The sequence below is a fragment of the Tenacibaculum piscium genome (assembly GCF_021390715.1).
Taxonomy (GTDB): domain Bacteria; phylum Bacteroidota; class Bacteroidia; order Flavobacteriales; family Flavobacteriaceae; genus Polaribacter; species Polaribacter piscius.
Map to the genome: position 1 here is coordinate 78,323 of NZ_JAJGWT010000008.1, position 26,259 is coordinate 104,581.

The following is a 26,259-nucleotide window of genomic DNA, read 5'->3' on the forward strand; positions in this document are numbered from 1 at the left end:
TTACTCCTCCTCATCCATTCTTTTAATACTAACTTTAAACAGATTATCAAAGATATCAAAAACTATTTGTGCGTCTTTTTTACGAACCGATATCGTATATTGACAATCCATTTCTAGTTTTTGCGCTGTAATATTTAAGTTTCGTTCTTTTACAATACGTTGTACTTTATTCATCATATCGTAACCAAAGTTTAATTGATATTCAATATCGATTGTTTTTTCTTTGATATCAGCAATTTCCAACGCCATTTTTGCTGAGGTTCTGTAAGCGTTTATCAATCCGCCTACGCCTAGTTTTGTTCCGCCAAAATAACGAACAGACACAATTAATATGTTTGTCACATCAAAAGCTTGAATTTGCCCATAAATAGGCATTCCTGCCGAGTTACTTGGTTCTCCGTCATCGTTTGCTCTAAAACGCATTTTTTCTGCTTCAATTCCAAATTGCCAAGCGTAGCAAAAATGACGTGCTGTATGATGTTTTTTTCGTAATACTTCTATTGCTTCTTTAACTTCTTCTTCTGATGACACAGGAAAAGCATATCCGAAGAATTTACTATTTCTATCTTTAAAAAGAGTTTCTTCGGATGAAATATCGATTGTTTTATAGGTATCTTTTATTTTATTTTCGTCTGTATTATTTATATCACTCATAATTTTATTTTCTACTGCTTTAATCTCTTTCTTATAATTTATGCTTATGCCGATGCGACTACTAAAATACTGATAATAGCCACTATAATTCCTATCCAATTTTTTACAATTAATTTTTCTTTAAAGAAAATCAGGGCAAAAACGGTTGTTAAAATAACGATGGATACATTATTAATGGTAAATACTGTAGCACTTTCTAAACCTTCTGTTTGGAGAGCTTTTAGTAGAAATTCCATGGCGTAATAATTCGGGATTCCTAAAGCAATTCCACCTACGATATTTTTCCAATGAATTTTAAGTTTTCCTTTGATAAATTCTAGTATCATAAAAAAACATCCGAAGATAAAAGCAAAACCAAAGATTGTGGCTAAAAACAATGGAACATCATTTTTGGAAACTGTTGAACTTTGCATATATTTCAAGCTAGCATCAATTATTCCCGAACCGATAAATAACAATATCGGATATTGCAAATTTTTTAGCGATATGGTTTTTGTATCGCTTTTTGCGGATGCTAAATATACGGCAATCAAGGCGAATAAAATCCCTATTATTTTGATTGTTTCAAGTTGTTCATTGTATAGAAAAACGCCCAAAATAATCGGGATAACAACGGACATTTTTCCTGCTATTGAAGCAACTGCTAAGCCATTTTTTTGGGCGGTAATTCCCATTACGTTAAAAATCAGAATAAATAAAATTCCTAGAATAAACGCCCCCGTAAACCAATTTTGTTGCGATATTTCTAAAATAATCACTATTTTTTTTGATGTATGAATCCCTAATAAGAATGCAATTAGATAATTAACAACAATCGCTTGTGAAGTATTGATTTTAAAAACGTCAAATAATTTGAATATTACAAACAGTAAACTTGATATTAAAATACTGATGATGAGGTACGTCATTCGTCATTCTATTTTTTTATTTTATCTGTCTAATAACGAAATGACATCTTCTTCTCCAGGAATTAAATTCCAAGTTTGAATGCCTAATTTTTTGGCTGATTCCGTATTTTCTTTTAAATCATCGACAAAAAAAGTTTCAGAAGCTTTTAAATTATTTTCATTTAAAACAAATTCATAAATATTGGCGTTTGGTTTTCTAAAATTTATTTCATGCGATAAATAAAATTGTTCAAAACAGTTTTTAAATTCTTCATATAATTCTGTTCCCCAATTATTTTGAATCCATGAAATATGCAAATCGTTGGTATTGCTTAATAGGAATAATCTATATTTTTTTGATGCTGAAAGTTCTTTTAAAAACGCTAATCTGTTTTTAGGGAAATCTAATAAAATTGCATTCCAAGCATTTATTAAATCGGTACGATTTAATTGCGGAAATTTATGTTGATAAAAAGCAATAAATTCATCCGTAGAAATTAAACCCATTTCATATTGATAATAGGTTTGCATCATATCTTCCGAAATAGTTGTTACGCCTAATTTCGCCATTTCTTTGTATGTTGCTTGTTTATCTAGGTTGATAAAAATATCACCAAAATCGAAAATTATATTTTTTATTGTTTTATTTCTCATGTTTTGTTTATTGCTAATTTTCAGTTTCATTGAACAAGGGGTTTAAACCCCTTGTTTTTTAACTTGTTTTTTTAAAATATTTGTGTATATTTTTAAAACATCATTTTTGATATCTTCTTTTTTGGTCAGTTGTATTTTTTCTGCGGATAATTTCGGTGCTTTCACGCCTTTTCCGAAGGATATTTCTTCACCGATAAAAATTTGTGCTTCGTCCCAGATATTTTCATCAATAAAAGTTTGGAGTGTTTTTGTTCCGCCTTCAATAATTACCGATTGTATTTTATGTTTTTGTAAAACGTCACAAATTTGCGTTGCTATTTTTTTTGATGAAAAATTAATATATTCATAAATAATAGTTTCTTTTTTTTCTTCGGATAAAACCTCAGCTTGTTCTTTTTGTTTTTTTGTTCTTTTTTCGGTTAAGATAATTGTTTTTACTTTTTTATCAAAAACGGTTACATTTAACGGGATTCTCAAATTTTTATCTAAGATAATTCTCACAGGATTATTTCCCGACCAACTGCGAACCGTTAGCGATGGATTATCTTGAATAACGGTATTTGTACCTACAAGAATTGCGTGTTCTTTGCTTCGTATTTTGTGTACAATTTGTTGCGAATACGGATTCGAAATCCAAACAGGTTTTTGTTCATTTCTTTTTAGCGGAGCGATAAAACCGTCTGTAGTTTCTGCCCATTTTAAAATAATGTATGGACGTTTTTTATTTTGAACGGTAAAAAATCGTTTATGATGTTTTTTACATTGATTTTCTAAAACGCCAACAGTTACCTTTATTCCTGCATTTTTCAAGCGTTCGATTCCTTTTCCAGCGACTAAACTATTGGTATCTAGGCAACCGATAACGACTTTTGATAATTGATTTTCAACAATTAAATCGGCACACGGCGGTGTTTTTCCGAAATGCGAACACGGTTCGAGCGTTACATAAATAGTCGCATCTTTTAAAAGCGTTTTGTCTTTCTCTTTTACCGAATTTATTGCATTTACTTCTGCGTGATTTCCGCCATACGGACTTGTAAATCCTTCGCCGATAATTTTATTTTGATATACGATTACTGCTCCAACTGATGGATTTGGACGTGTTGTTCCGATACCATTTTTTGCTAATTGCAAACAGCGTTTTATATATTTTTCGTCTTGTTTTTCGTGTTGCTGATTTTCGTTATTTTTCTTCAAGATTCAAGAGTTTCAATATTCAAAAATTATAAAATAAAAAAGATTATAAAAATAAAAAGTTCTAAAAATTAAGTTGGATGCTTTCTGTTTTGTCGATAGCGTATTTTCGCGAAAATCCAAAAACTTTGTAGCGTAAATCGCCTTTAAACTGCACTTTTACGTTTTTATTGATAAATGAATTTAATAATCCGCCTAAAATTGCATTAATTTGATTATTGTTATGTTCCTGCTTATTTTCTTGTTGATTTTTGAACTTATGAAGTTCTTCAAAAACTTTTTTGGTAGGAATCTTCACATTTAAGGGAATTGAAAATTCTTTTTTTGCGGGAACTTTAAATTCTTCGGAAGAAACGGTTGCTATTTCGGTATCATTTACGAAAACTTTTATGGCATCAGTCGAAATTTTTCCACTGATATCATTCGGATTTTTAAAAAAAGCATTGGCATTTAATCGAATGGTATCCAAAGCGATAGAAGCTACTTTTATAGTATCGACTTTTAGGAAAATTGGTTTTTCTTGAATCGCACAACTTGTTGTTAAAAGCATCAATAAACTTGTGATTAAAACGAAATTTTTACGTTTAATATTGCTTTCTTTTTTCATGATTTTTATATTTATTTATACTTATTTTCAGTAATTTTGTGTTTTACAAAATTAAGTTAATTTTTTACTTTTTATTTACTTTTCACTTTTTCCTGTTTGTTTTTTAATTTATGAAATTACACCATTTTAAAACTGATTTTACAACGCAATTATCGGAAATTTATCCACAAACGGAAATTGACACTTTTTTCTTTTATTTGATGGAATCTTATTTGGATTTACAACGCATCGATTTGTTGATGCAACCTGATTTTAAAATATCCGAAGAAAAGCACGTTCTTTTAAAAGATGCGTTAAAAAGATTACAACATCAAGAACCGATTCAATATATTTTAGGAAACACCGAATTTTACGGATTTCCTTTTTTAGTGAATAAAAACACCTTAATTCCACGTCCTGAAACCGAAGAATTAGTCGAATGGATTTTAGATGAGGTTCAAAATTTAAAAACTGCGTCTTCTATTTCTGATTTTTCTATTTTAGAAATCGGAACTGGAACAGGTTGTATTCCGATTAGTTTGAAAAAGCATTTAGCTGATTTTGATATTTCTGCAATTGATGTTTCCGAAGAAGCTTTAAAAACTGCCCAAGAAAATGCTAAAATCAACAATGTTGAAATTCAATTTATAAAGCAGGATATTTTAAAAACGGATAGTTTGAACTTTATCAATGCTAAAATAACTTTTGATATTATTGTTTCAAATCCGCCGTATGTTCGAGAATTAGAAAAAGCCGAAATCAACAAAAATGTATTGGAAAATGAACCGCATTTAGCTTTGTTTGTTACGGATGAAAATCCGCTTATTTTTTATGATAAAATTGCTGATTTGGCAAAAAAGCATCTTTCAAAAAATGGGATATTATTTTTTGAGATTAATCAATATTTAGGCAAAGAAACCGTGGAAATGTTATCGGAAAAAGGGTTTAAAAACATCGAACTTAAAAAAGATTTTCAAGGAAATGATAGAATGATAAAAGCAAGTATCATTTAAAATTATTTATCAAAAAAAATAGGAAAAAACAGGAACGATAATGAACGATATCACCAAAAATACAGAAAACACCGCAATTCATAAAGAAATGAAACTTGCCGAAGGACTTTTATTAAGAGCCGATTTAATGAAAAAAATCGAGCAATTACAAAACAGAATTAGACCTGTATTAATTGTTTCTGGTGATAAACTTCCTCAAGAGAATCCGAATAAATTACTAGCACAATTGCGAAAAGCAATTCAAGATTTACAATTTTTAGTTATTCGGATTAATAAAACCAATAATCAAACATTAGTTGCTACACAAGGAACATTGATGGAAGCACTTGCTAAAAGAGATGCCTTAAAGATGTTGTCTGAAAAATTACGAAATATCAGATACGATGCACAAGTAAACAATAGTGGCGATGCGAATCTTAAAACAACTATCGACATTAAGAAATTACAAACAGAGATGGACGTTACCGCAAGAAACTTTAGAGAATTAGACAGTAAAATTCAAGAAACAAATTGGCTTACTATGTTAGCCTAATATTTAGATGATTAGAGCGAGTGCCAACCCCTTTTTTTGAGTGTTTTTTTCGGGGTAAATTGAAGAAAACACGCACTACAGAAGCTACTTGGGTTGTAGCAAAGCGTACTTTTTAAGACCCAGTATTGCTTACTTTATACAAGTGTACTTTGTAAAATTTACTACCAGGCACTGACTAATCATCTTTTTTTAAATATTTTGATTGAGTTTAAAAACGTTTGAGAAACGAAAAAACGAGTAACTTTTTAGTTACTCGTTTTTTATAATAAACTTTTATACTCTTATCTTTTTTACTCTTTTACTTTTTTTGATTAGATTTTAGCTTCTGCTTCTTTCTTTTTACCATTTCCAAAAGTATAGGTAAATCCAAAATTTAATCCCCAAGAAGAATACGGAACTGTTTGCGATAATTCCTTTGTCGCTAAAGGATCTTGCGCTTGTGCTTCTTGTAACGTTAATGAATCTTCGTAATTAATTTTATCATTGATTAAAGGTAATAATTGTCCAAAACTTGCTTTTAATACTGGTTTTGCGTTTATCACTTGTAATAATTCTTCTCTAGTTTTACTAGCTCCTGCTAAAGTTGCTGAGAAATCACTAATTTCAGAAGTATTTCTAGTTACACTAATTCCTAAATATTCAACTTCTCCAAAAACTTGTAAGTTTTTCAAGATTTCATGTTTATATCCAATTGCTCCAATAAATCCGATAGGAAATCTTCCTTTAAATTCTCTGGTTAAATCGATATCTAAAGGGGCAGTTGCTCCTGCTGGTGCTAATGGATTTAATAAAGCTGCTGGTAAATCGTCTTTTATTTTTCCTACAACTTCTGTTTTACCAGCTATTTTGGTTAATGCTCCTGCACGTCCATAAAAATGTTCGGTGATGTTATACACGGTAGAAATTGACAATCCAAAAGCTCTACCTCTTGATTTTACATCTACAAAAGTTTGTCCAGGAATATCTACTAAGATTGATGTTTGATCTGCTCCGTGTAAATATCCGACTGCTGTTTCAATTCCCCATTTATCATTAAAAAAATATCCTCCACGAACTTGTGTGTGTGTACCTTCTCCATAACTACCATAGGTATTTTCAACACCACCAAGTGTTGTTTTAGTTCCCATTTTTGATTCTACTGCCGAAAAAGAATAACCACTACTTGCCGATACATAAAATTGTGCACTTGCAGAAAGTGATGCAAACGCAATAACTGCTGTTAAAAAAACTTTATTCATGTTTTTATATTTTAAGTTTATAGGTTATAAATTTAATAAATAAAAAATAATTCAAGGCTGTTTTTACTTTATTTACTTTAAAATAGTATAATTTTGTTTTTTTTGTAATTTTTATATAAAATTTAGCGTTAAAAAAATCAGTAAAAACAGTGAAAAAATAGTGAATAACAAGATATTACAAAAAGCATCGCAAAGTTTTATTGATGAAAATTTAAATTCTGATATCACAAAACTAATTTTAAAAGGAAGTCCATTTGAGGGTATTACGATTCAAGAATTGTCGAATCAGATTATTGCCAAGCAAAAATCAAAAAATAAACTTCCTACTTGGTTTAAAACTTCGGATATTTATTATCCTGCTAAAATCAGTATTGAACAAACTTCTTCAGAAATAACAGCCAATTATAAGGCTACTTTACTTAACAATATTTTTGCTGATATCGGAACTGAAAACAAGCCCAAAAACAGTCCTAAATCGTTACTTGATATTACAGGTGGTTTTGGTGTTGATGCGTACTTTTTTTCCAAAATATTTACGCAGGTTATTCATGCAGAAATCAATGAAAATTTATCAGAAATAGTTGCTTATAATTATCAGAAATTGGGTGTTAAAAACATTCAAACAGTTGCGGTAAACGGATTGGATTATTTAAAAAATTCGACTCAAAAATTCGATTGTATTTATATTGATCCTTCTCGCAGAGATGAGGTAAAAGGGAAAGTTTTTTTATTGAAAGATTGCTTACCAAATGTACCTGAAAATCTTGATTTTCTCTTTACAAAATCCCCTACTATTTTAATTAAAAATTCACCGATGCTAGATATTTCTGCCAGCTTGAATTCATTAAAACATGTAAAGGAAATACACGTTATCGCTGTAAATAACGAGGTAAAAGAGCTGCTTTTTTTATTGCAAAAAAAAACTAAATCAATAGTTGAGATACATACAGTTAACTTACTGAAAAACAAAGAACAAATACTGTCATTCCCCTTAAATAAAAAAACTATAAAACCGTATATTAATCCGATTAATTTTTTATACGAACCAAATACGGCTATTTTAAAATCGGGCGGTTTTAATGAAGTTTCAAACAGTTACGAAGTTGGTAAAATAGCACAACATTCTCACCTTTATACTTCCGAAAAAATTGTTGAAAATTTCCCTGGAAGAACCTTTAAAATTGAGGCTATTTATCCGTATCAAAAAAAGAAAATAAAGCGTATTTTGAGTCTTTTAAAATTAGAAAAAGCAAATATTACGACACGTAATTTTCCCAAAACTGTAGCGCAAATTAGAACCGAAACAAAACTAAAAGACGGCGGTAATACCTACTTGTTTTTCACAACAAATAGTAAGGACGAACTACTGATAATTAACTGTTCTAAAATCGCCTAATTTTGCGCTATTTTTTAAAGCTTTTTGATGATTTTTATTTTGATGATTCAGCGTTTTTTTTTATTTTTTTGATAATGAAATAACGGAGCTGAAATCATCAAAAATTAAGGTAAAATATAGCTAAATAACGGCTTATTTATTTTAAAAAATTTTGAGTATATTTGTGTGATACATGGAAAAATTAAAGGAAAAATCAAGCGTTTATCAAGCTATAAAATTATCAGAAAATTCTTCTTTAAAAGTAGATGATTCTCTGGTTATCGAAGCACCACTTCAAATTAATATAAATAAGGAATCATATACCGTTGTAATGAGAACTCCTGGTGACGATAAACATCTGATTAGAGGTCTTTTATATGCAGAAGATATTTATAAAAGTAGTGATGAATTAACCATAAATATAGAGGAAGAAAACAAGGATTTTTCCGCAATTTTAAACGTTCATATTCCTAAGGAAAAAATACGGAAAGGATACTTAAATAAACGAACACTTTTATCGGTTTCTTCTTGTGGAATTTGTGGAAAAAAAGAGTTAAAAGACTTAAAAACAACCGATAAACCACTTGATAACCATCATAAAAACAGTAATGAAAATTCTAAAAACACCACTTCTTTACATCATTCTAAATTAAATAAATTTATTGACATAACATTTGATATGTTCTTGAAAATGAATAATTTACAGGAATTATTTAAAGTAACAGGCGGTAGTCATGCGTGTGCGTTATTTAATGATGAAAAGAAACTTTTAACAATTAAAGAAGATATCGGCAGACACAACGCTGTTGATAAATGTATTGGTGATTTAATCCAGCAAAAAAACCTTAAAAAAGCAACTTACATGCTCGTTAGCGGACGTGTTTCTTATGAAATTGTTTCGAAGGCTTTTTTTGCGAAAATTCCGATTATTATCGCTGTTTCGGCCTGCTCTTCTTTGGCGGTTGACTTTGCAAAAGAATTCGGGATTTGCTTAATCGGTTTTAGTAGAAATAATAAAATGACCGTGTACGCAAATCCTCAATATATAAATTATGAATGATAAAAATAGTACTACAAAAATACACGCACAACCTCCTGAAAATCTAACAGGTATTGAGCTTATTGACGTACCAACAAAAGCCGTAGGTACAAAAGCAATAAAATCGGCATTGAGCCATGTTTTCTCTGAAACAGGCGTTGTCCGAGGGATTAGTTTACTTAAAAACATCAATCAATTAGATGGCTTTGATTGCCCTGGTTGTGCTTGGCCAGACCCTGATGAAAAAAGAGCTTTTTTAGCAGAATATTGTGAAAATGGTGCAAAAGCAGTCGCCGAAGAAGCAACCACTAATAGGGTTTCTCCCCTGTTTTTTGCGACACATTCCGTACAAGAAATGTCAGCATGGTCAGATTATAAAATTGGAAAAAGTGGACGAATTACACATCCAATGATTCTTAAAGAAGGAAGCGATAATTATGAAGAAATTTCTTGGGAAGAAGCCTTTAAACTTATCGGAAATCAATTAAATAATTTGAAATCTCCTGATGAAGCCATTTTCTATACCTCAGGAAGAACAAGTAATGAAGCGGCTTTTTTATATCAATTATTTGTTCGAAAATTTGGAACAAATAACATGCCTGATTGCTCTAATATGTGTCATGAAAGTAGCGGTAGCGGACTTTCTGAAACTGTCGGAATTGGTAAAGGTTCCGTTACTTTAGATGATTTTAATCACGCAGATTTAGTACTTGTTATCGGGCAAAATCCAGGAACAAATCATCCGAGAATGCTAACTGCCCTACATCAAACTAAAAAAAATGGCGGTAAAATAATTACGGTTAATCCATTGCCAGAAGTCGGTTTGATGAATTATATCGACCCGCAAAACCCATTGAAATGGCTTGGCGATGGCGAAAAATTAACAGATCTTTTTCTTCAAGTAAAAATTAACGGAGACGTAGCTTTGCTTAAAATCATCTTAAAATTGATGAAAAAACAAGAAGAAGAAAAAGGAGGCGTTTTTAATCATCAATTTATAAAAGAAAAAACTGCTGGTTTAGAAGATTTTTTAGCCGATTTAGATACATATTCAATCCCCGAATTACTACCACAAACAGGTTTATCCCTAGAAATTATTCAAAAAGCAACGGATATGATTATCAATAATGATAAAATAATTATCTGTTGGGCAATGGGATTAACGCAACATAAAAATGCTGTTGATAATATTCGTGAAGTCGTAAATTTACTCCTTTTAAAAGGAAGTATCGGGAAAAAAGGTGCAGGAACTTGCCCTGTTCGAGGACATTCCAACGTGCAAGGAGATCGAACCATGGGAATTTGGGAAAAACCACAAGATAGCTTTTTAGATAGCTTGGAAAAAGAATTTCAATTCAAAGCACCACGAAAACACGGATACGATGTTGTAGCTTCTATCGAGGCGATGCACGAGAAAAAAGCACGCATTTTTGTAGGAATGGGTGGGAATTTTATCTCTGCAACTCCTGATACCGAATTTACCGCCAAAGCATTGGAAAACTGTGATTTAACAGTTCAAATATCAACAAAATTAAACAGAAGTCATTTAATTCACGGAAAACAAGCCCTGATTTTACCTTGTTTAGGACGCTCGGAAAAAGATACACAAAAATCTGGAGACCAATTCGTTACCGTAGAAAATTCAATGGGTGTTGTGCATCAGTCAAACGGACATTTAAACCCTTCTTCGGAATACTTATTGAGCGAACCCGCCATTGTTGCTGGTATCGCAAAAGCAACTTTGAAAAATACCAATATCGATTGGAAAGCACTCATCGAAAATTACGATTTAATTCGTGATAAAATTGAAGCAACAATCCCTGGTTTTGAAAATTATAATCAAAAAGTTCGTAAAAAAGGAGGCTTTTATCTGCCAAACAACGCAAGAGATAATAATTTTAGCCCAACAGCAACAGGAAAAGCCAATTTTACCACAAATTTACCTTCGGATATTACGCTAAATGAAAATCATTTTATGATGATGACCATTCGTACACACGACCAATACAATACCACTATTTACGGTTTAAATGACCGTTATAGAGGAATTTTAAACGAACGAAGAGTTGTCTTTATGAATCCTGAAGATATGGAAAAACAAGGATTGAAAAAATTAGATAAAGTCGATTTAACAAGCCATTTTCAAGGAGAAAAAAGACACGCAATAGGATTTTTAGTGATTCCTTATAGTATTCCAAAACAATGTACTGCCACTTATTTTCCAGAAACAAATGTGTTAGTTCCTATTAAAAGTAAAGCCAAAGGTAGTCATACACCTACTTCTAAAACAGTGATTATCAGTATAAAAAAACAAGAAATAATAACATCATCATAAATAATAAAACAATAATAAAAAATAATAAAATATGTCAATAGAAGAAGATAAAAATAAAATCGAAAGGTTACAAAACGATTTAAATCAAGCAAATTTAAAAAGACAAGAATCTGAAAATGAACTCAATAGAACTCGTAAAAATCTAAAAGAATTTCAACTAAAAAGACAAGATGTTGAAGAAAAATTAATAAAAGCTCAAGAAGAATTAGCCGAAATTCAAGAAGAAAAAGAGGAATCAGGAGACGATTTAACAGAAGTTCAGGAAAAATTAACCGAACTTAAAAGTAAATACAAAACAACGTCGATGGTTTTAGGAATATTATTAGGACTTTCACTTGGTGCTTGCTACTATTTTTACAACCTAAGTAATGAGTCTTCTTCTTTTACTGATGATAAAATTGCAATGATAAAAAGCACCGAAAATAGTCGTGTTTTAGACAGTATCGAAAGAGCAAATATCAGAGCTTTAAGAAATGGCGATGACACTGAGGACAACCAGAGAACTGGAATTAATTCAGAAAATTTAGATCAAACTATTGAGCAAGTAAGCACAAACACTGCTGGTGAAACTATTTATTCTGTTCAAATTGGTGTATTCCAAAAAAATAGATTCCCTTTATTATCAACGCAAACAATTCCTTCAATAGTTACTTCTGATAACGGTTATTTTAAATATTCTTTAGGTTTATTTACCACATTAAATGAAGCTAAAAAACTTAAAAAAGAATTGATTAAACTTGGAATTAGTGATGCTTTTGTAGCTTCTTATGTTGATGGAACACGTCAAAAAATTCACGATTAATCATGATTAATTCATGAATTTTATAAAAAATAAATAAAATAAAAATAATTTGATGTTATTGAAAATTTCAAAATGTTTTAGCTATTTTAAACGAACACTTGTAGTCTTTTTTGCTATGAGTGTTCATTTTTTTTACGCTCAAAACACGAACATAAGCACGAACAGGAATCAAGTAAATCAAGCAACAATTTATATAAAAAATCAAAAAATCCCCGAAAAAGAAACCCAAATAGGTTTTGGAGCTGTTGATTTTTTATCTATAAAAATGCCTAAAAACAAAGGAAAAGATGAAAAAAATATGGGATTCACAGGGATTCATTACAACCTAAAACTAAACGATTGGAGTTATGCTGGTCTTGGTATTTACGGAGCCGTAACGGGTATTCGTGGTGGTTTTTTTACCTTGGGAATCAATGCTGGAATTCAACAAAAAATCAGCAAAAATATGTTTGTTGATGCGGGAGTTCATCTTGGTGGTGGTGGCGGTGCATCAGCTCCAGATGGCGGTGGTGCCTTTATTTTACCACACTTAAATTTAGGATATAATTTCGGCTATTTCTCAACAACAGCAGGATATAGTTACGTTAATTTTTTTGACAAAGGAGCTATTAAAAATCATCAATTTAATGTTGCTATTCAAATACCGTTATCTTTTGAAACAGCTGATTTTAAACAACGAGAACGTGTTTTTAATTTTGATGATTTTGAAAATCTAAAAAATACGTCTTGGAACACGCTTAGTAATCGAATTTCTTTGTTAGTTCATTTGAATAATTTATCAGTAAAAAAAGGGAATTATAAAGGAAAAACAATGCGATTAGCTGGTTTTGAATTGAACTCTTATTTTAACAAAAATATGTTCTTTTTTGTAAAAGCTGATGGTGCATATCACGGAATTAAAGCGGGATATATGGATGTTTTTCTAGGTGCTGGATACCATATTTCAATGAATAAAAATCGTACAAATATTTTAGCTAAATTCGGTATTGGTGCTGGCGGCGGCGGCGGCGTAGAAACTAAAGGTGGGTTTTTAATATATCCTGATATCTCTATTGAACAAAAAGTATTGAACAATATGTATGTATCAGTCAATAAGGGATTTTTAATGAGTCCTGACGCTCATTTTTCAAGTAACACACTAGGTTTTGGATTAAAATACTATCTTGATAAAGATGGAATTACTCCTAGTTCTTCTGCTCCTGAAAAAAGCTTTTCATCAGCAAAATTAAAAGGATTGGAGGTTATTATAAAACAAGATTTATATCTAAATGCTTCAAGAATTGTTTCAACAAATAAGAATAAAAAAGACCTTGAATTTGATAAAAATATGCATCAAATTTCGTTACAAATAAACTTATTTTTGAATAAATATATCTACGGAGCGGGTCAAACTTCGTTCGCTAATTTTGGTGATGCAGGTGCTTATGCCGAAGGAATTGTTGGTTTAGGAGTGCAGTCGGCTCGTTTTTTAAACAATACAACATCGGTATTTGCACAAGTTCTAGCAGGTGCTGCTGGTGGTGGCGGAATTAGTACAGGAGAAGGTTTGATCGTAAAACCAAGTATCGGAATTAATCATAAATTAACCAATAAATTAAATGCAAGAGCTGGATTTGGCTACGTAAAAGCTCGTGGTGGAAATTTAAGTAATCCGTATTTAAATATTGGTATTAGTTACCGTTTCTCATTTTTAAGCGTTGAGTAGTTTTCAATTTACTTAAATATTTAGTTAGATTTAGTAAAAAAAGACTGTCAAAAATGACAGTCTTTTTTTTGGTTAAAACACTCTCTTTAGTTAGTTATTTAAGCTAGTTTAAAATATTGCTTCACTCCTATTTTAAATCTTATTTTATACTCTTATTTTTAGTTTTTTTGTTAGCTTATTATTTTAGAATCCACTAAGAGCCTATTAAAAATAAACTGTTAGTTCTAGTGTTTTTTTTCTTCTAAAAAATTGTGTCGAAGAACTTTTTAGCGTCAAAATTCACTAAATATAAAACTCAAATTCTCGAACAATTTTTAATTCCTTTTAATCATTAAATTAAAATCACTCACTCGAATTGACATTATCAAAAAAAAGCTAAAAATTACTACGGTAAATCAAGTTCAGGTTGTTGATATTATTTTGTAATTATAAAAATATTTATAATTTTGATAGACTTTGTCTTTTAAGAACAAGCAAAACTAATTATTGTTATGTTTTATTTTTGAATTTCAGATTGTAATAAAACTGGTAAGTAAATCAGACAGATAAACTAAATAGTATTGTAAACTGAAATAAATTCAGCATAACTTTTTTGAATCAGTAGTCAGTAGATGTTTATTAAGAAAGACTATTACATTTGTACATTAAAGTTAACAACAACACTTGTTTACAATAGTAAACAATACAACCACAACATAAGAAAACACATTTATTAACAAATGTAATCTAACGTAAAATTACCTGTTGATTACGATTATATTATTTTAGTAATATTCTTAATTATTTTACCAAGATTTATTAATAAACAACTGTAAAAACACACTCTTGCTCGTTAACTTTCTGACAAGTAAGTAAATTAGTATTTATATATCTTATTTTTATTATATTATTAGTTTTACGATTAAACTTAAAGTTAGTTTGAACTACATCTACATTACATAGCGCTCTACTACTCTAGCCTATTTAATTTGAGTAGTTAAGTAGAAAAAAAAGTTCTTATTGATACTGATATAATTCTTTACACCTCTCTGGCTAGTATTACATTTGTAATCTTTAATTATTTATAGTCGAAAATAATTAGTTTACAATCGTCGTTATGGTTGTTTTACATCTGTAATGAATCATAGTGTTCATAAAATAACATTACGTATACTTATGTAACATATATAATTGTATACTCCCTTCTTAAGAATTAAGAATCTATATTTTATTATAAACCTCACCTACTCTGTAAATTATTAGCTATAAAAAAGTTATCAATTATTTAAAAAAGGGAATAACGACACGACATTGACCCTAAATCAGGATCTAAAACTGAAATAAATATAAATTCAATTTCTTATTTTTTTGTTACAAATTTTTTAAATTAAATGAAATTTACTAAAACAGACTCTAAGAATAATATAAGTTTTACTCCTATCTAAAAAACATACATTTGTAATTAATTATCTTACAATAATAGATTACTTGTTTACTGATTCATCTATTTACAATAGTAATTAAATTAGTTTTATACTACTTGCAACAGTGTAACTCTTTTTAGTTACATATGTATCATGTTAATTACACTTACAAAATGTTATTTTAGTATACTTTTGTAAATTAACTTATCTATTAAAGATTATTTAATAATAATTTAAGAGTAAAAAAATAACATTTATTTATATTTTATAAAAAAATACTAAAGCTTACTGCTAAAAATATTCTTAAAAAAAGTATATTTTTGCTTAAAACAGTCATCCTATTTTGAAGAACACACATTTTCACTATTTTTCTAGTCCTATAAACAATATAAAACTTCCTAATAAATTTACATTTCCTTTTTATTATGAACCTCACCCACTCTGTAAATTAGCAACAAAAGAAGTTATCAATTATTTAAAAAATCAAACAGATTTTAATCATAACTTTGGGATAGACCCTTCAAAAAAAGGACTACCAATTGGAAAAATGTTTGGAGTTTTAGTGGTAGAAAATCAACAAAAAGAAATTGGATATATCACTGCAGTATCTGGAAAATTAGGAGAAACAAATACACATCTTAAATTTGTTCCACCAGTATATGATATGCTTGTTAAAGACTCCTACTATCTTCAAGAAAAAAATAATCTTATTAAATTTGATGGTAAACTTAAAAAATTAGAAGAAAATACCGAATATCAAAAATTAATAAACGTGTATAATTCAGAAAATGAAAAAGCAATTATCGATATTCATCAGAAAAAAGAAACCTTAAAAATTGCTAAAAATAATAGACGTTTAAAAAGGGAAAAAGCAATCGGAGAATTATCCGAAGAAGCGTATCTTATTTTAAAAAATACGCTTAGTAAAGAAAGTTTAGAGGCAAAACATTTTTTTAATAATGTAAATCGTTACTGGAAACACAGATTAAAACCTATAAAAGAGGAACTTTTAGTTTTTACCGATGAAATAAAATTATTAAAAGAAAAACATAAAGCAATGTCTATTGCTTTACAAGTGTATATTTCAGAACAATATCAATTTTTAAACATTAAAAAAGAAGCAAAAAATTTAAAAGAATTATTTTCAGAAACTTCTGTGCAAAATTTACCTGCTGGTTCAGGCGAATGTACTGCTCCTAAATTGTTGCAATATGCCTTTTTAAATGATTTAAAACCGATTGCAATGGCAGAATTTTGGTGGGGCAAATCACCTAATAAAGAAATTAGAAAGCATGAACAATTCTACCCTGCTTGCCAAGGGAAATGCAAGCCAATTTTAACGCATATGTTAAAAGGAATTGAAATGGATACAAATCCATTGTTAGAAAATCCAGCGATTGGAAAAGAATTAGAAACTATTTTTGAAGATGATCAATTGATTGTCATTTGTAAACCTGCTGATTTTCTCTCTGTTCCTGGTATTCATATTCAAGATTCTGTGTATACAAGAATTAAACAACAAGTTAAAAATATTTCAGGACCTATTATTGTGCATCGCTTAGATATGGCAACTTCTGGTTTATTAGTTTTAGCAAAAAATAAAGAGGCTCATAAAATTTTACAAAATCAATTTATAACTAAAACTGTTCAAAAAAAATATACCGCACTATTAGACGGAATTATAACAGAAAATTCAGGAACAATTACCCTCCCACTTCGTGTAGATTTAGAAGATAGACCCAGACAGTTAGTTTGTTATGAACATGGAAAAACTGCGAAAACAAATTGGGAAGTCGTAGAGCGTAAAAATGGAAAAACAAAAATTAGCTTCTACCCTATTTCAGGAAGAACTCATCAATTACGAGTACATGCAGCGCATAGTCTCGGGCTAAACACGCCTATTCTTGGAGATGATTTATATGGTAAAAAATCTGATAGATTATATTTACATTCTGATACATTATCATTTTATCACCCTATCACTAAAGAAAAAATTATTTTCTTAAAAAAAGCACCTTTTTAATACTGATAATTTATTTATAATTCATTTTTTTGACTTTTAATCAATATGTAAATTTAGAGACTTTTATGACTTTTTAATGCTATGGTATAAAAAAATAATTTTAATTGATTTAAAGATGTTTTTAATAATTCCTAATTTTAAAGTTATTTATTTCTTAAATTTAGAAAAAAAATATATTTTAGTCAAATCTGATATGAATCGGTGTAATTTATATAAGTTTTTGATGAAAATAATAATCATTTCTATTTTTAGATGACTTTTTTCATTTTTATAAACATCAATAATGCAATACTTTTATGAATTTTTAATAATATTACATTAAAAAAGTCTCTCCATTGATTTGGAGAGACTTTTTAATTATCCTAATTTTATAGAATAATTTTTTACTTTTTATTTTTCGATAATTTTATGTGATTTTTTAGCGATTGTTACTAAATTAGTAAAGTGATTTTAACATCTCAAATAAAAATCAACGAAGAAAAATTAAAATTTAAGCTAGTTTTTTAGCTTTTTTAACTTTCTGTTTTGTTAAGGCTATATCGATTACTTCGTGCATTTCTGTTACATAATGAAATTTCATTCCTTTTAAATAACTTTCTTTTATTTCTAGAATATCTTTTTTATTATCAGCACATAAAATAATTTCGGTAATATTTGCGCGCTTTGCTGCTAATATTTTTTCCTTAATTCCTCCAACGGGTAATACTTTTCCTCGAAGTGTAATTTCACCAGTCATGGCTAATTTATCTTTAACTTTACGTTGTGTAAATACAGAAACTAATGACGTCAGCATGGTAATTCCTGCACTTGGTCCGTCTTTCGGGGTTGCCCCTTCTGGCACATGAATATGTACATCATTTTTTTCTAAAACTTCTGGATTAATTCCAAAATCTGCTGCATTTGCTTTGATATATTTCATCGCTATCGTAGCAGATTCTTTCATTACTTTTCCTAGATTTCCTGTAATAGAAAGTACTCCTTTTCCTTTTGAAATAATCGATTCAATAAATAAAATATCACCACCAACGCTTGTCCAGGCTAAACCTGTAACAACTCCAGCGACATTATTATTTTCATATTTATCACGTTCTAAACGAGGAGCTCCTAAAATATTTTCAATGTCTTCGCTTGTTAAATCAACATTATATTCCTGATCCATTGCTATTGATTTAGCAACAAATCGAACAACTTTTGCGACTTGTTTTTCCAAACCACGTACTCCTGATTCACGCGTATATCCTTCTACAATTTTTTCAATTAATTTTTTTCGAATTGATAAATGTTTTGGTAATAATCCGTGTTCTTTTAATTGTTTTGGAAATAAATATTTTTTAGCAATTTCTGTTTTTTCTTCAATCGTATATCCAGTAACGTTGATAAGTTCCATTCTATCACGCAATGCCCAAGGGATTTGCCCTAAATTATTGGCGGTAGCGATAAATAAAACTTTAGAAAGATCATAACCAACTTCTAAATAATTATCATAGAATTGAGTATTTTGTTCAGGATCTAAAACTTCTAACATTGCTGAGGAAGGATCTCCTTGATTGCTTTGGCTTAATTTATCAATTTCATCTAAAACAAATACAGGGTTTGACGTTCCCGATTTTTTAAGATTTTGAATTATACGTCCTGGCATTGCACCGATATAGGTTTTACGATGTCCACGAATTTCTGCTTCATCACGCAAACCACCTAATGACATACGAACATATTTTCGTCCTAATGCTTCTGCCACTGATTTTCCTAACGAAGTTTTTCCAACTCCTGGAGGTCCGTACAAGCAAATAATTGGCGATTTCATATCGCCACGTAATTTTAAAACAGCTAAATGTTCAATAATACGTTCTTTAACTTTTTCTAAACCAAAGTGATCTCTATCTAATATTTTTTGAGCTCTTTTTAAATTAAATTTATCTTTAGAATAAATATTCCAAGGTAATTCTAACATTAACTCTAAATAATTTCGTTGCACACCATATTCTGCCATTTGTGGATTCATTCGTTTTAAACGATTTAATTCCTTTTCAAATGTTTTGGCAACTTCTTTATTCCATTTTTTTGTTTTAGATTTTGCTCTCATGTCTTCTAATTCTTGGTCATGAGAAACGCCTCCTAATTCATCTTGAATGGTTTTTAATTGTTGATGTAAATAATATTCACGTTGTTGTTTATCTAAATCCGAACGAGTTTTCGATTGAATATCGTTACGTAATTGTAATTTTTGAAGTTCTTTATCTAAGTTACTTAATGTTAAAAGTGCACGTTCTCTTAAATTATCTTCTTCAAGAATAACTTGTTTTTTGGCAACGCTTAATTCCATGTTTGATGAAATAAAGTTTACCAAAAACGAATTGGATTGAATATTTTTAATAGCGATAGAAGCTTCAGAAGGTAACATTGGATTTTCTTTAATAACCTCCAAGGCTAATTCTTTGATAGATTCTATAATTGCTTCAAATTCTTTTTCGTCTTCAACTTCTTTATCTTCGATAGCTTCATGAACGTTTGCTTTTAAGTACGGTTCTTCTTGTGTAATTTCATCAATTACGAATCGTTTTTTTCCTTGAATAATAACGGTTACATTTCCGTCAGGCATTTTCAGGACACGTAAAATTTTAGCAACGACACCAGTTTGATGAATATCAGCAAAACCAGGATTTTCGGTATCGATATCTTTTTGAGCGACGACTCCAATTGTTTTATCGCCTTTATTGGCATCTTTTATTAATTGGATTGATTTATCTCTACCAGCGGTAATCGGGATTACAACTCCAGGAAATAATACGGTATTTCTTAATGGTAAAATAGGTAATTCTGTTGGAATTTCTTCTTTGTTTATTAATTCTTCATCTTCAGGTGTTAGTAATGGGATTAATTCAGAATCTTCATTAAAAGCATCTTGAAGTGACAAATTGTCTAAATGTATTATTTTTGATTTGCTCATAGCTTATTTAGGTGTCATAGTGGCATTTTGATTTTTAAATATTTTAAAACAAAAATACAAAAAGCACTTTTAAACGTTTAATTATTTGAAAAACAGCATTTTAATTATTGATGTTTGAGTTTTTCTATTTATACTTACTATATAAAACAATTGTTGTGCCAAGTAGCGATGTGTAAAAAGCAATGGCTATTTTGACTATTTTACGTATTTTAAATAGATTAATTTTTATATTGACTTTGTTAAATTACGTTAAAGTTAGTTAAAGTTAGTTAAAGTTAGTGGTTTATAAAACAACTTCGAATAGATTAGAAATAAGATTAGAAATAAGATTAGAATAAAATTTGTAATTTTGTTTTAAATAATAAAAAGCTATTTTATTATTTAAGTTCAGATAAATATTGAAAAATTATGATACGAAACTACCGAAATGAAAAGTGGAAAGAATTAGTATTTGACAATAAAATCTCTGAAAAAGAAAAATTTAAAATATCGAATTACGGAAGAATAATCAACTGTAAAAAGGAAGAGGAATTTTTAGTAAAGGAATATTTCATCAATGGATATCAAAATTTACCTTTAAAACAAAAAGAAAGCGGTAAACAAACGAGTCGATATGTTCATAAATTAGTTGCGGAAAGTTTTCTAGAGAAAAAAGAGGATGATTTATATGTGATTCATTTAAATTATGATAAGAAAGATAACCGTGTTGAAAATTTAAAATGGACTACCAGACGTGAAAAGGAGATACATCAATTTTCAAATCCTGAATATGTAAATAAGGTTCATAAACCGACGAATGTCAAACTTACAGAAACGAAGGTAAAATTGCTAAAGCGAAAATTAAACAATCCTAATAGAAGAACTCGTTTAAAGATTTTGGCAAAACAGTTTGGAGTTTCAGAAATGCAACTTCACCGCATAAAAACGGGAGAGAATTGGGCAAATATTTCTGCTGAGAATGTATAATGATTAGAATAAAATCAAGATTGCGATTCCTAGAAAAACAATAATTTGCGCCCATTTTAGGTACACACCTATTTGGGCGTTTTTTTTGATACTTGCTGATATTTCTCCAGCTAAAATAGCGATTCCTGAAAACACTAATGTAGAGATTAGGATAAATAAACCGCCTAAAATATAAAATTGAATAATTGTTTCTATGGTTTTAGAGAACAGAAATTGCGGAAAAAAGGCTAAGAAAAAAATAGTAACTTTAGGATTTAAGACATTCATAAAAAATCCTTTTTTAAACAATTGCAGGGTTGATTTTTCAGGAATATTTTCTGTTGATTTTTCTGTTGAAAAAGCGATTTTCGCATCACTTTTATAAACTTGATAGGCTAAGTATAGCAGATAGCTTGCACCAAATAACTTGATTATAAAAAACAAGGTTGGTTCTTGTTGTATAATTTCAGACATTCCGAAGGCTACTAATGTTGTATGCACAACACATCCTGTCATCAATCCAAAAACGGTTGCTAGGCCATATTTTTTTCCGTGTACGATACTTTGTGAAAGCACAAAAATATTGTCAGGACCAGGAGAAATTGCTAAAGTTGCAGAAGCGATTATAAAAGAGCTTAGAGTTTCAAACATTTAATTTTGGATTTTTTTTTGGGGAGCTATTTCCCGCTTTCCGCACTCGCTTTTTTTGAAGAAAAATCAAAAAAGAGCTCAAACAATTGCTTCAATCAGGGCTAAGTCTTTTTACTTGGTTTCGTTTTATGCCTTAAAGTTATATTTTTATTTATTTAATTTTGTAAGAACCTACTTGTCAGTTCGAGTGATTTTTTTCCTTCAAAAAAATGGTATCGAGAACTTATTTAATAGTAAAGTCAATTAAAATTCATCAATATAAAAGAATTCAAATTCTCGATACAATTTTAATTCCTTTTATTCATTAAAATCACTCGAATTGACAAAACTAGAATTAATAAAATCATTGACAAAAAACACAAAGCTAAAAACTGTGTGAAAAATAAGGATGAGAAACTAAAATAAAATTCCTTTGACTTATTTTATTTTTTTTAACAAGGGGTTTCAACCCCTTGCTGTCATTTCCCTTTCCGTCATTTTTTGCGACTATATTTTTTTTTACAAATTTAAACAGACTCATAAAACGATGCGTAAAAAAAGAAGTAACTTCTAAAAATTACTTCTTTGATTTTATTTTTAAAGGTATGATTTTTTCTAATTATGAAAATTAAATAACCGTGATACTAATTTTATTTATTTAAAATTGCGTTATTAATTCTTTTAATTAATTTTGGTCCTTCATAAATAAATCCTGTATAAATTTGGATTAAATCTGCACCTGCTGCTATTTTTTCTAGGGCATCTTTTTCGCTGTGTATTCCTCCGACTCCGATAATTGGAAATGCTTTGTTCGATTTATCGGCTAAATATTTAATGACTTTGGTACTTTTTTCTTTTACTGGCTGACCACTTACACCACCGTTTCCAATTTCTTTCAATTGATTTTCTGTAGCTTTCAAGTTTGTTCTATCAACAGAAGTATTGGAAGCAATAACGCCATCAATTTTTGTTTGTGCTACGAGTTCAATAATTTCATCTAATTGTTGATTATTTAAATCGGGAGCAATTTTCAATAAAATTGGTTTTTGTTTTTCTTGTTTGGCATTAATTTTTTGAACTTCGGTAATTAGTTCTTTTAAATATCCGACATCATCTAATTTTGCGTGACTTCCTACATTTGGACAACTTACATTTAACACAAAATAATCTACATACGGATGTAATCCTTTAAAACAGGTTACATAATCTTGGGTATAATTCTCTGGAGCGGTGTCGGTATTTTTCCCGATATTTCCTCCGATAATAATTTTACCTTTATTTTTTTTCAATTGTTCGATCGCAATTTCGAGTCCTTCATTATTAAATCCCATTCGATTAATAATTCCTTGGTCATCTTTTAGGCGAAATAATCTTTTCTTCGGATTTCCTGTTTGTCCTTTTGGTGTTACGGTTCCTATTTCCACAAAACCGAACCCAAAATTTGCCAACTCATTATATAGTACGGCATTTTTATCGAATCCAGCTGCTAAACCAACAGGGTTTTTAAAGGTCAACCCGAATACATTTCGTTCTAATTTTTTATCATTTACTTGATATAAATTTCTAAAAATAGCTGGAACAAATGGAATTTTAGACATTGTTTTTACTAATGAAAAAGTAAAGTAATGAATTTTTTCAGGATCAAAAAGAAAGAAAATTGGGCGTATTATTGATTTGTACATATTATATATACGTTTTTTATTTTACTATTTTTATTAAAAATAAATACATAAAAAAGCTCCAATAAATATTGGAGCTTTAAAATTATCTTAAAACAGCATTTAAATTCTTTTCGAATGTTAGCTGTAATTTTTGCATTATTTTATCAATTTGTTTATCTGCTAGTGTTTTATTTTCGTCTTGTAAAACAAAACTTACAGCGTATGATTTTTTACCTTCGGGTAATTTATCACCTTGATATACATCAAATAAATCGACTTCTTTTAATAATTTCTTTTCTGATTGAAAAGAAAGATTATAAATTTCTTTAAATTCTACTGTATCATCTAACAATAACGCTAAATCTCTTTTTACTGATTGAAATTTTGGTAATTCAGTTACTTTAATTTTCTTATTTCCGACTAAAGTTAATATATTTTGCCAATTAAAATCAGCAAATAAAACTTCTTGTTTGATTGAAAATTCTTTTAAAATAGTTGGGTTAACGACTCCAAATTCTACGAATTTGGTTCTTCCTAAACTCAAGGTTAATCCTTCAGAAAATATAGCTGATTTTACAGGCGATGTTTTTAAGTTTTGAAGTCCTAATCGGCTACATAAACTAGCGATAATCCCTTTTAGATAAAAGAAATCTGATGTTTGATTTGCAACTTTCCAACTATCTTTTGTTCTATTTCCTGTAACGAATAATGTTAAATGTTTATCTTCCTGATAACCGCTTTCATATTTATGATATGTTTTACCAAATTCATAAAATTTCAGGGCATTATTTTTTCTATTGATATTATAAGATACCGATTCTAAACCACTAAATAACAATGATTGACGCATTACTTTCAAGTCATTGCTTAATGGATTTAGCATTTCTACATTGTGCGTTTCATTTAAATCTTCAGACAACGCAACATAATCGGCTTTTGTTAAAGAATTTGCCATCGTTTCGTTGAATCCTAAGGCTGTTAATTGATTGGCAACAATATTTTCAATTTTAACTTCTTTATCGCTATCAAAAGAAATGGACGTATTTAATTTATGAGAAAATTCAATATTATTGTATCCGTAGACTCTTAAAATCTCTTCAATAATATCGGCTTCACGCTGCACATCAACTCTGTAAGAAGGAATAATTAGTCCTAAACCTCCTTCGGTTACGCTATTCATTTTAATTTCTAAAGAAGCTAAAATATTTTTAATCGTTTCTTTTGGAATTTCTTGTCCTATTAATTTATAGGTATTTTCAAAAGATAAGAATACTTCAAAATCTTTTATTTTCTTCGGATAAAAGTCTAAAACATCGGAAGACATTTTTCCGCCTGCATATTCTTCGATTAATAAAGCGGCACGTTTTAAGGCGTATTCTGTTAGGTTGATATCAATTCCTCTTTCAAAACGGAAAGAAGCATCGGTATTTAGGGCGTGTCTTTTAGCTGTTTTACGAACTGAAATAGGATTAAAATAGGCACTTTCTAAGAAAATCGTGGTTGTATGTTCGGTAACTCCCGATTTTAAACCGCCAAAAACACCTGCAATACAAAGCGGATTATTATCAGCATCACAAATCATAATATCATCTGCGGCTAATTCTCTTTCTACCTCATCTAAGGTTGTAAATTTTGTTCCTGCTTCTAAGGTTTTTACGACTACTTTATTTCCTCTTATTTTATTGGCATCAAAAGCGTGTAAAGGCTGTCCTAATTCGTGTAAAACATAATTTGTAATATCTACGATATTATTTTTAGGTGTAATACCGATGGCTTTTAATCTATTTTGAATCCACTCAGGTGAATCTTTTATTTCAATATCGGTGATAGTAATTCCGCAATAACGAGGCACTAAATTTTTATCTTCAACTTCGATATCAATTTTTTGTGTGCGTTCATCGACATGAAAATCAGAAACTGATGGTGAAATTAATTCTAAATTTGTTCCTTGTTGAATCAGTCCTGCACGCAAATCACGAGCGACACCAAAGTGACTCATAGCATCAGCACGATTTGGTGTTAAACCAATTTCGAAAACAGCATCTGTTTCAATCTTAAAAACCTCAGCACAAGGAGTTCCTGTAGGGATTTCAAAATCTAAGACCATTATTCCGTCATGTCCTTTTCCTAAACCAAGTTCATCTTCGGCACAAATCATTCCGAAACTTTCTTCGCCTCTAATTTTCCCTTTTTTAATTTTAAAAGGAGTTCCTTTATCATCATACAATGTTGTTCCGATAGTAGCTACAGGCACTTTTTGTCCTACGTCTACATTTGGAGCGCCGCATACTATTTGTACAGGTTGTCCGTCACCTAAATCGACAGTCGTTATTTTTAACGTATCTGCATTTGGGTGCTTTATACATGTTTTTACTTCACCAACTACGATGCCTTTTAAGCTTCCTTTGATGCTTTCTACTGTTTCAATTCCTTCTACTTCTAAACCTAAGTCTGTTAATAGTTCTCCTGTTTTTTCAGCTTCCCAGTCTGTCTGTAAAAATTGTTTTAACCAATTGTATGATATCTTCATAGTCACTCTAATTTGAGCTGACAAATTTAAGGAAAATAAAGTAAAAAACGATGTTCTTTTTAGATACTACTTCCCTTACTGCTTACTTACTGACTTTTAATTATTT

General features: G+C 29.6%; 19 protein-coding genes. 9 read left to right on the forward strand and 10 right to left on the reverse strand.

Going from position 1 to position 26,259, the window contains the following annotated elements; all coding sequences use genetic code 11:
- The 5 genes from L0U77_RS08870 to L0U77_RS08890 form a co-directional block, all read right to left on the reverse strand.
- Positions 1–654 carry an IMPACT family protein gene (locus L0U77_RS08870; RefSeq protein WP_233901045.1) on the reverse strand — a complete coding sequence of 218 codons (654 nt, stop codon included), beginning with the start codon at positions 652–654 and terminating at the stop codon, positions 1–3.
- Between the two features lie 44 nt (positions 655–698).
- Complete coding sequence (locus L0U77_RS08875; protein WP_193706647.1) at positions 699–1,562, reverse strand: EamA family transporter; 864 nt, start codon at positions 1,560–1,562, stop codon at positions 699–701.
- Positions 1,563–1,583: 21 nt separating this feature from the next.
- Positions 1,584–2,195, reverse strand: a complete 612-nt coding sequence (locus L0U77_RS08880) for an HAD-IA family hydrolase (protein ID WP_233901046.1) — start codon at positions 2,193–2,195, stop codon at positions 1,584–1,586.
- 42 nt (positions 2,196–2,237) lie between these two features.
- Complete coding sequence (ribD, locus tag L0U77_RS08885; RefSeq protein ID WP_233901047.1) at positions 2,238–3,392, reverse strand: bifunctional diaminohydroxyphosphoribosylaminopyrimidine deaminase/5-amino-6-(5-phosphoribosylamino)uracil reductase RibD; 1,155 nt, start codon at positions 3,390–3,392, stop codon at positions 2,238–2,240.
- 61 nt (positions 3,393–3,453) lie between these two features.
- Entirely contained in the window at positions 3,454–3,996 is a 543-nt protein-coding gene (locus tag L0U77_RS08890; RefSeq protein WP_233900404.1) for an LEA type 2 family protein, read from the reverse strand.
- A gap of 110 nt (positions 3,997–4,106) precedes the next feature.
- On the opposite strand from L0U77_RS08890, the gene prmC reads away from it, so the two are divergent.
- Positions 4,107–4,988 (forward strand): peptide chain release factor N(5)-glutamine methyltransferase, encoded by an 882-nt coding sequence (prmC, locus tag L0U77_RS08895; RefSeq protein ID WP_233901048.1) that lies wholly within the window; start codon positions 4,107–4,109, stop codon positions 4,986–4,988.
- Between the two features lie 40 nt (positions 4,989–5,028).
- Positions 5,029–5,520 carry a DIP1984 family protein gene (locus L0U77_RS08900; RefSeq protein ID WP_233899105.1) on the forward strand — a complete coding sequence of 164 codons (492 nt, stop codon included), beginning with the start codon at positions 5,029–5,031 and terminating at the stop codon, positions 5,518–5,520.
- 311 nt (positions 5,521–5,831) lie between these two features.
- Here L0U77_RS08900 and L0U77_RS08905 read toward each other — a convergent pair whose 3' ends face one another.
- Positions 5,832–6,758 (reverse strand): outer membrane beta-barrel protein, encoded by a 927-nt coding sequence (locus L0U77_RS08905; protein ID WP_233901049.1) that lies wholly within the window; start codon positions 6,756–6,758, stop codon positions 5,832–5,834.
- Positions 6,759–6,918: 160 nt separating this feature from the next.
- Here L0U77_RS08905 and L0U77_RS08910 point away from each other — a divergent pair, with 160 nt between their 5' ends.
- The 6 genes from L0U77_RS08910 (at position 6,919) to L0U77_RS08935 (ending at position 17,440) form a co-directional block, all read left to right on the forward strand.
- Complete coding sequence (locus tag L0U77_RS08910) at positions 6,919–8,154, forward strand: THUMP-like domain-containing protein (protein ID WP_233901050.1); 1,236 nt, start codon at positions 6,919–6,921, stop codon at positions 8,152–8,154.
- Between the two features lie 172 nt (positions 8,155–8,326).
- A complete protein-coding gene (gene fdhD, locus L0U77_RS08915; protein ID WP_233885770.1) occupies positions 8,327–9,193 on the forward strand; it encodes a formate dehydrogenase accessory sulfurtransferase FdhD in 867 nt (288 codons plus the stop codon).
- Positions 9,186–11,507, forward strand: coding sequence for an FdhF/YdeP family oxidoreductase (locus L0U77_RS08920; protein WP_233898002.1), 2,322 nt, complete (start codon positions 9,186–9,188; stop codon positions 11,505–11,507). Before fdhD ends, L0U77_RS08920 begins: the two co-directional genes overlap by 8 nt.
- 31 nt (positions 11,508–11,538) lie before the next feature.
- Entirely contained in the window at positions 11,539–12,309 is a 771-nt protein-coding gene (locus L0U77_RS08925) for a hypothetical protein (protein ID WP_233901051.1), read from the forward strand.
- A gap of 115 nt (positions 12,310–12,424) precedes the next feature.
- Complete coding sequence (locus L0U77_RS08930; protein ID WP_233901052.1) at positions 12,425–14,014, forward strand: hypothetical protein; 1,590 nt, start codon at positions 12,425–12,427, stop codon at positions 14,012–14,014.
- Between the two features lie 1,746 nt (positions 14,015–15,760).
- Positions 15,761–17,440, forward strand: coding sequence for an RluA family pseudouridine synthase (locus L0U77_RS08935; RefSeq protein WP_233898004.1), 1,680 nt, complete (start codon positions 15,761–15,763; stop codon positions 17,438–17,440).
- A 490-nt stretch (positions 17,441–17,930) separates the two neighbouring features.
- Here the strand turns inward: L0U77_RS08935 and lon are convergent, their stop codons facing one another.
- Positions 17,931–20,387 carry an endopeptidase La gene (gene lon / locus L0U77_RS08940; protein WP_101918295.1) on the reverse strand — a complete coding sequence of 819 codons (2,457 nt, stop codon included), beginning with the start codon at positions 20,385–20,387 and terminating at the stop codon, positions 17,931–17,933.
- 408 nt (positions 20,388–20,795) lie between these two features.
- Between lon and L0U77_RS08945 the strand changes: the two genes are divergently transcribed.
- Positions 20,796–21,353, forward strand: a complete 558-nt coding sequence (locus tag L0U77_RS08945; protein WP_193700181.1) for an HNH endonuclease — start codon at positions 20,796–20,798, stop codon at positions 21,351–21,353.
- A gap of 3 nt (positions 21,354–21,356) precedes the next feature.
- Here the strand turns inward: L0U77_RS08945 and L0U77_RS08950 are convergent, their stop codons facing one another.
- From L0U77_RS08950 to pheT, 3 genes are all read right to left on the reverse strand, one after another.
- The gene (locus tag L0U77_RS08950; protein WP_233898006.1) at positions 21,357–21,983 is read right to left on the reverse strand and encodes a LysE family translocator; all 627 of its coding nucleotides are present in this window, start codon (positions 21,981–21,983) and stop codon (positions 21,357–21,359) included.
- 629 nt (positions 21,984–22,612) lie between these two features.
- A complete protein-coding gene (locus L0U77_RS08955) occupies positions 22,613–23,644 on the reverse strand; it encodes a quinone-dependent dihydroorotate dehydrogenase (protein ID WP_193700179.1) in 1,032 nt (343 codons plus the stop codon).
- Between the two features lie 82 nt (positions 23,645–23,726).
- Positions 23,727–26,153, reverse strand: coding sequence for a phenylalanine--tRNA ligase subunit beta (gene pheT / locus L0U77_RS08960; protein WP_233862493.1), 2,427 nt, complete (start codon positions 26,151–26,153; stop codon positions 23,727–23,729).
- Between the last annotated feature and the right edge of the window lie 106 nt (positions 26,154–26,259).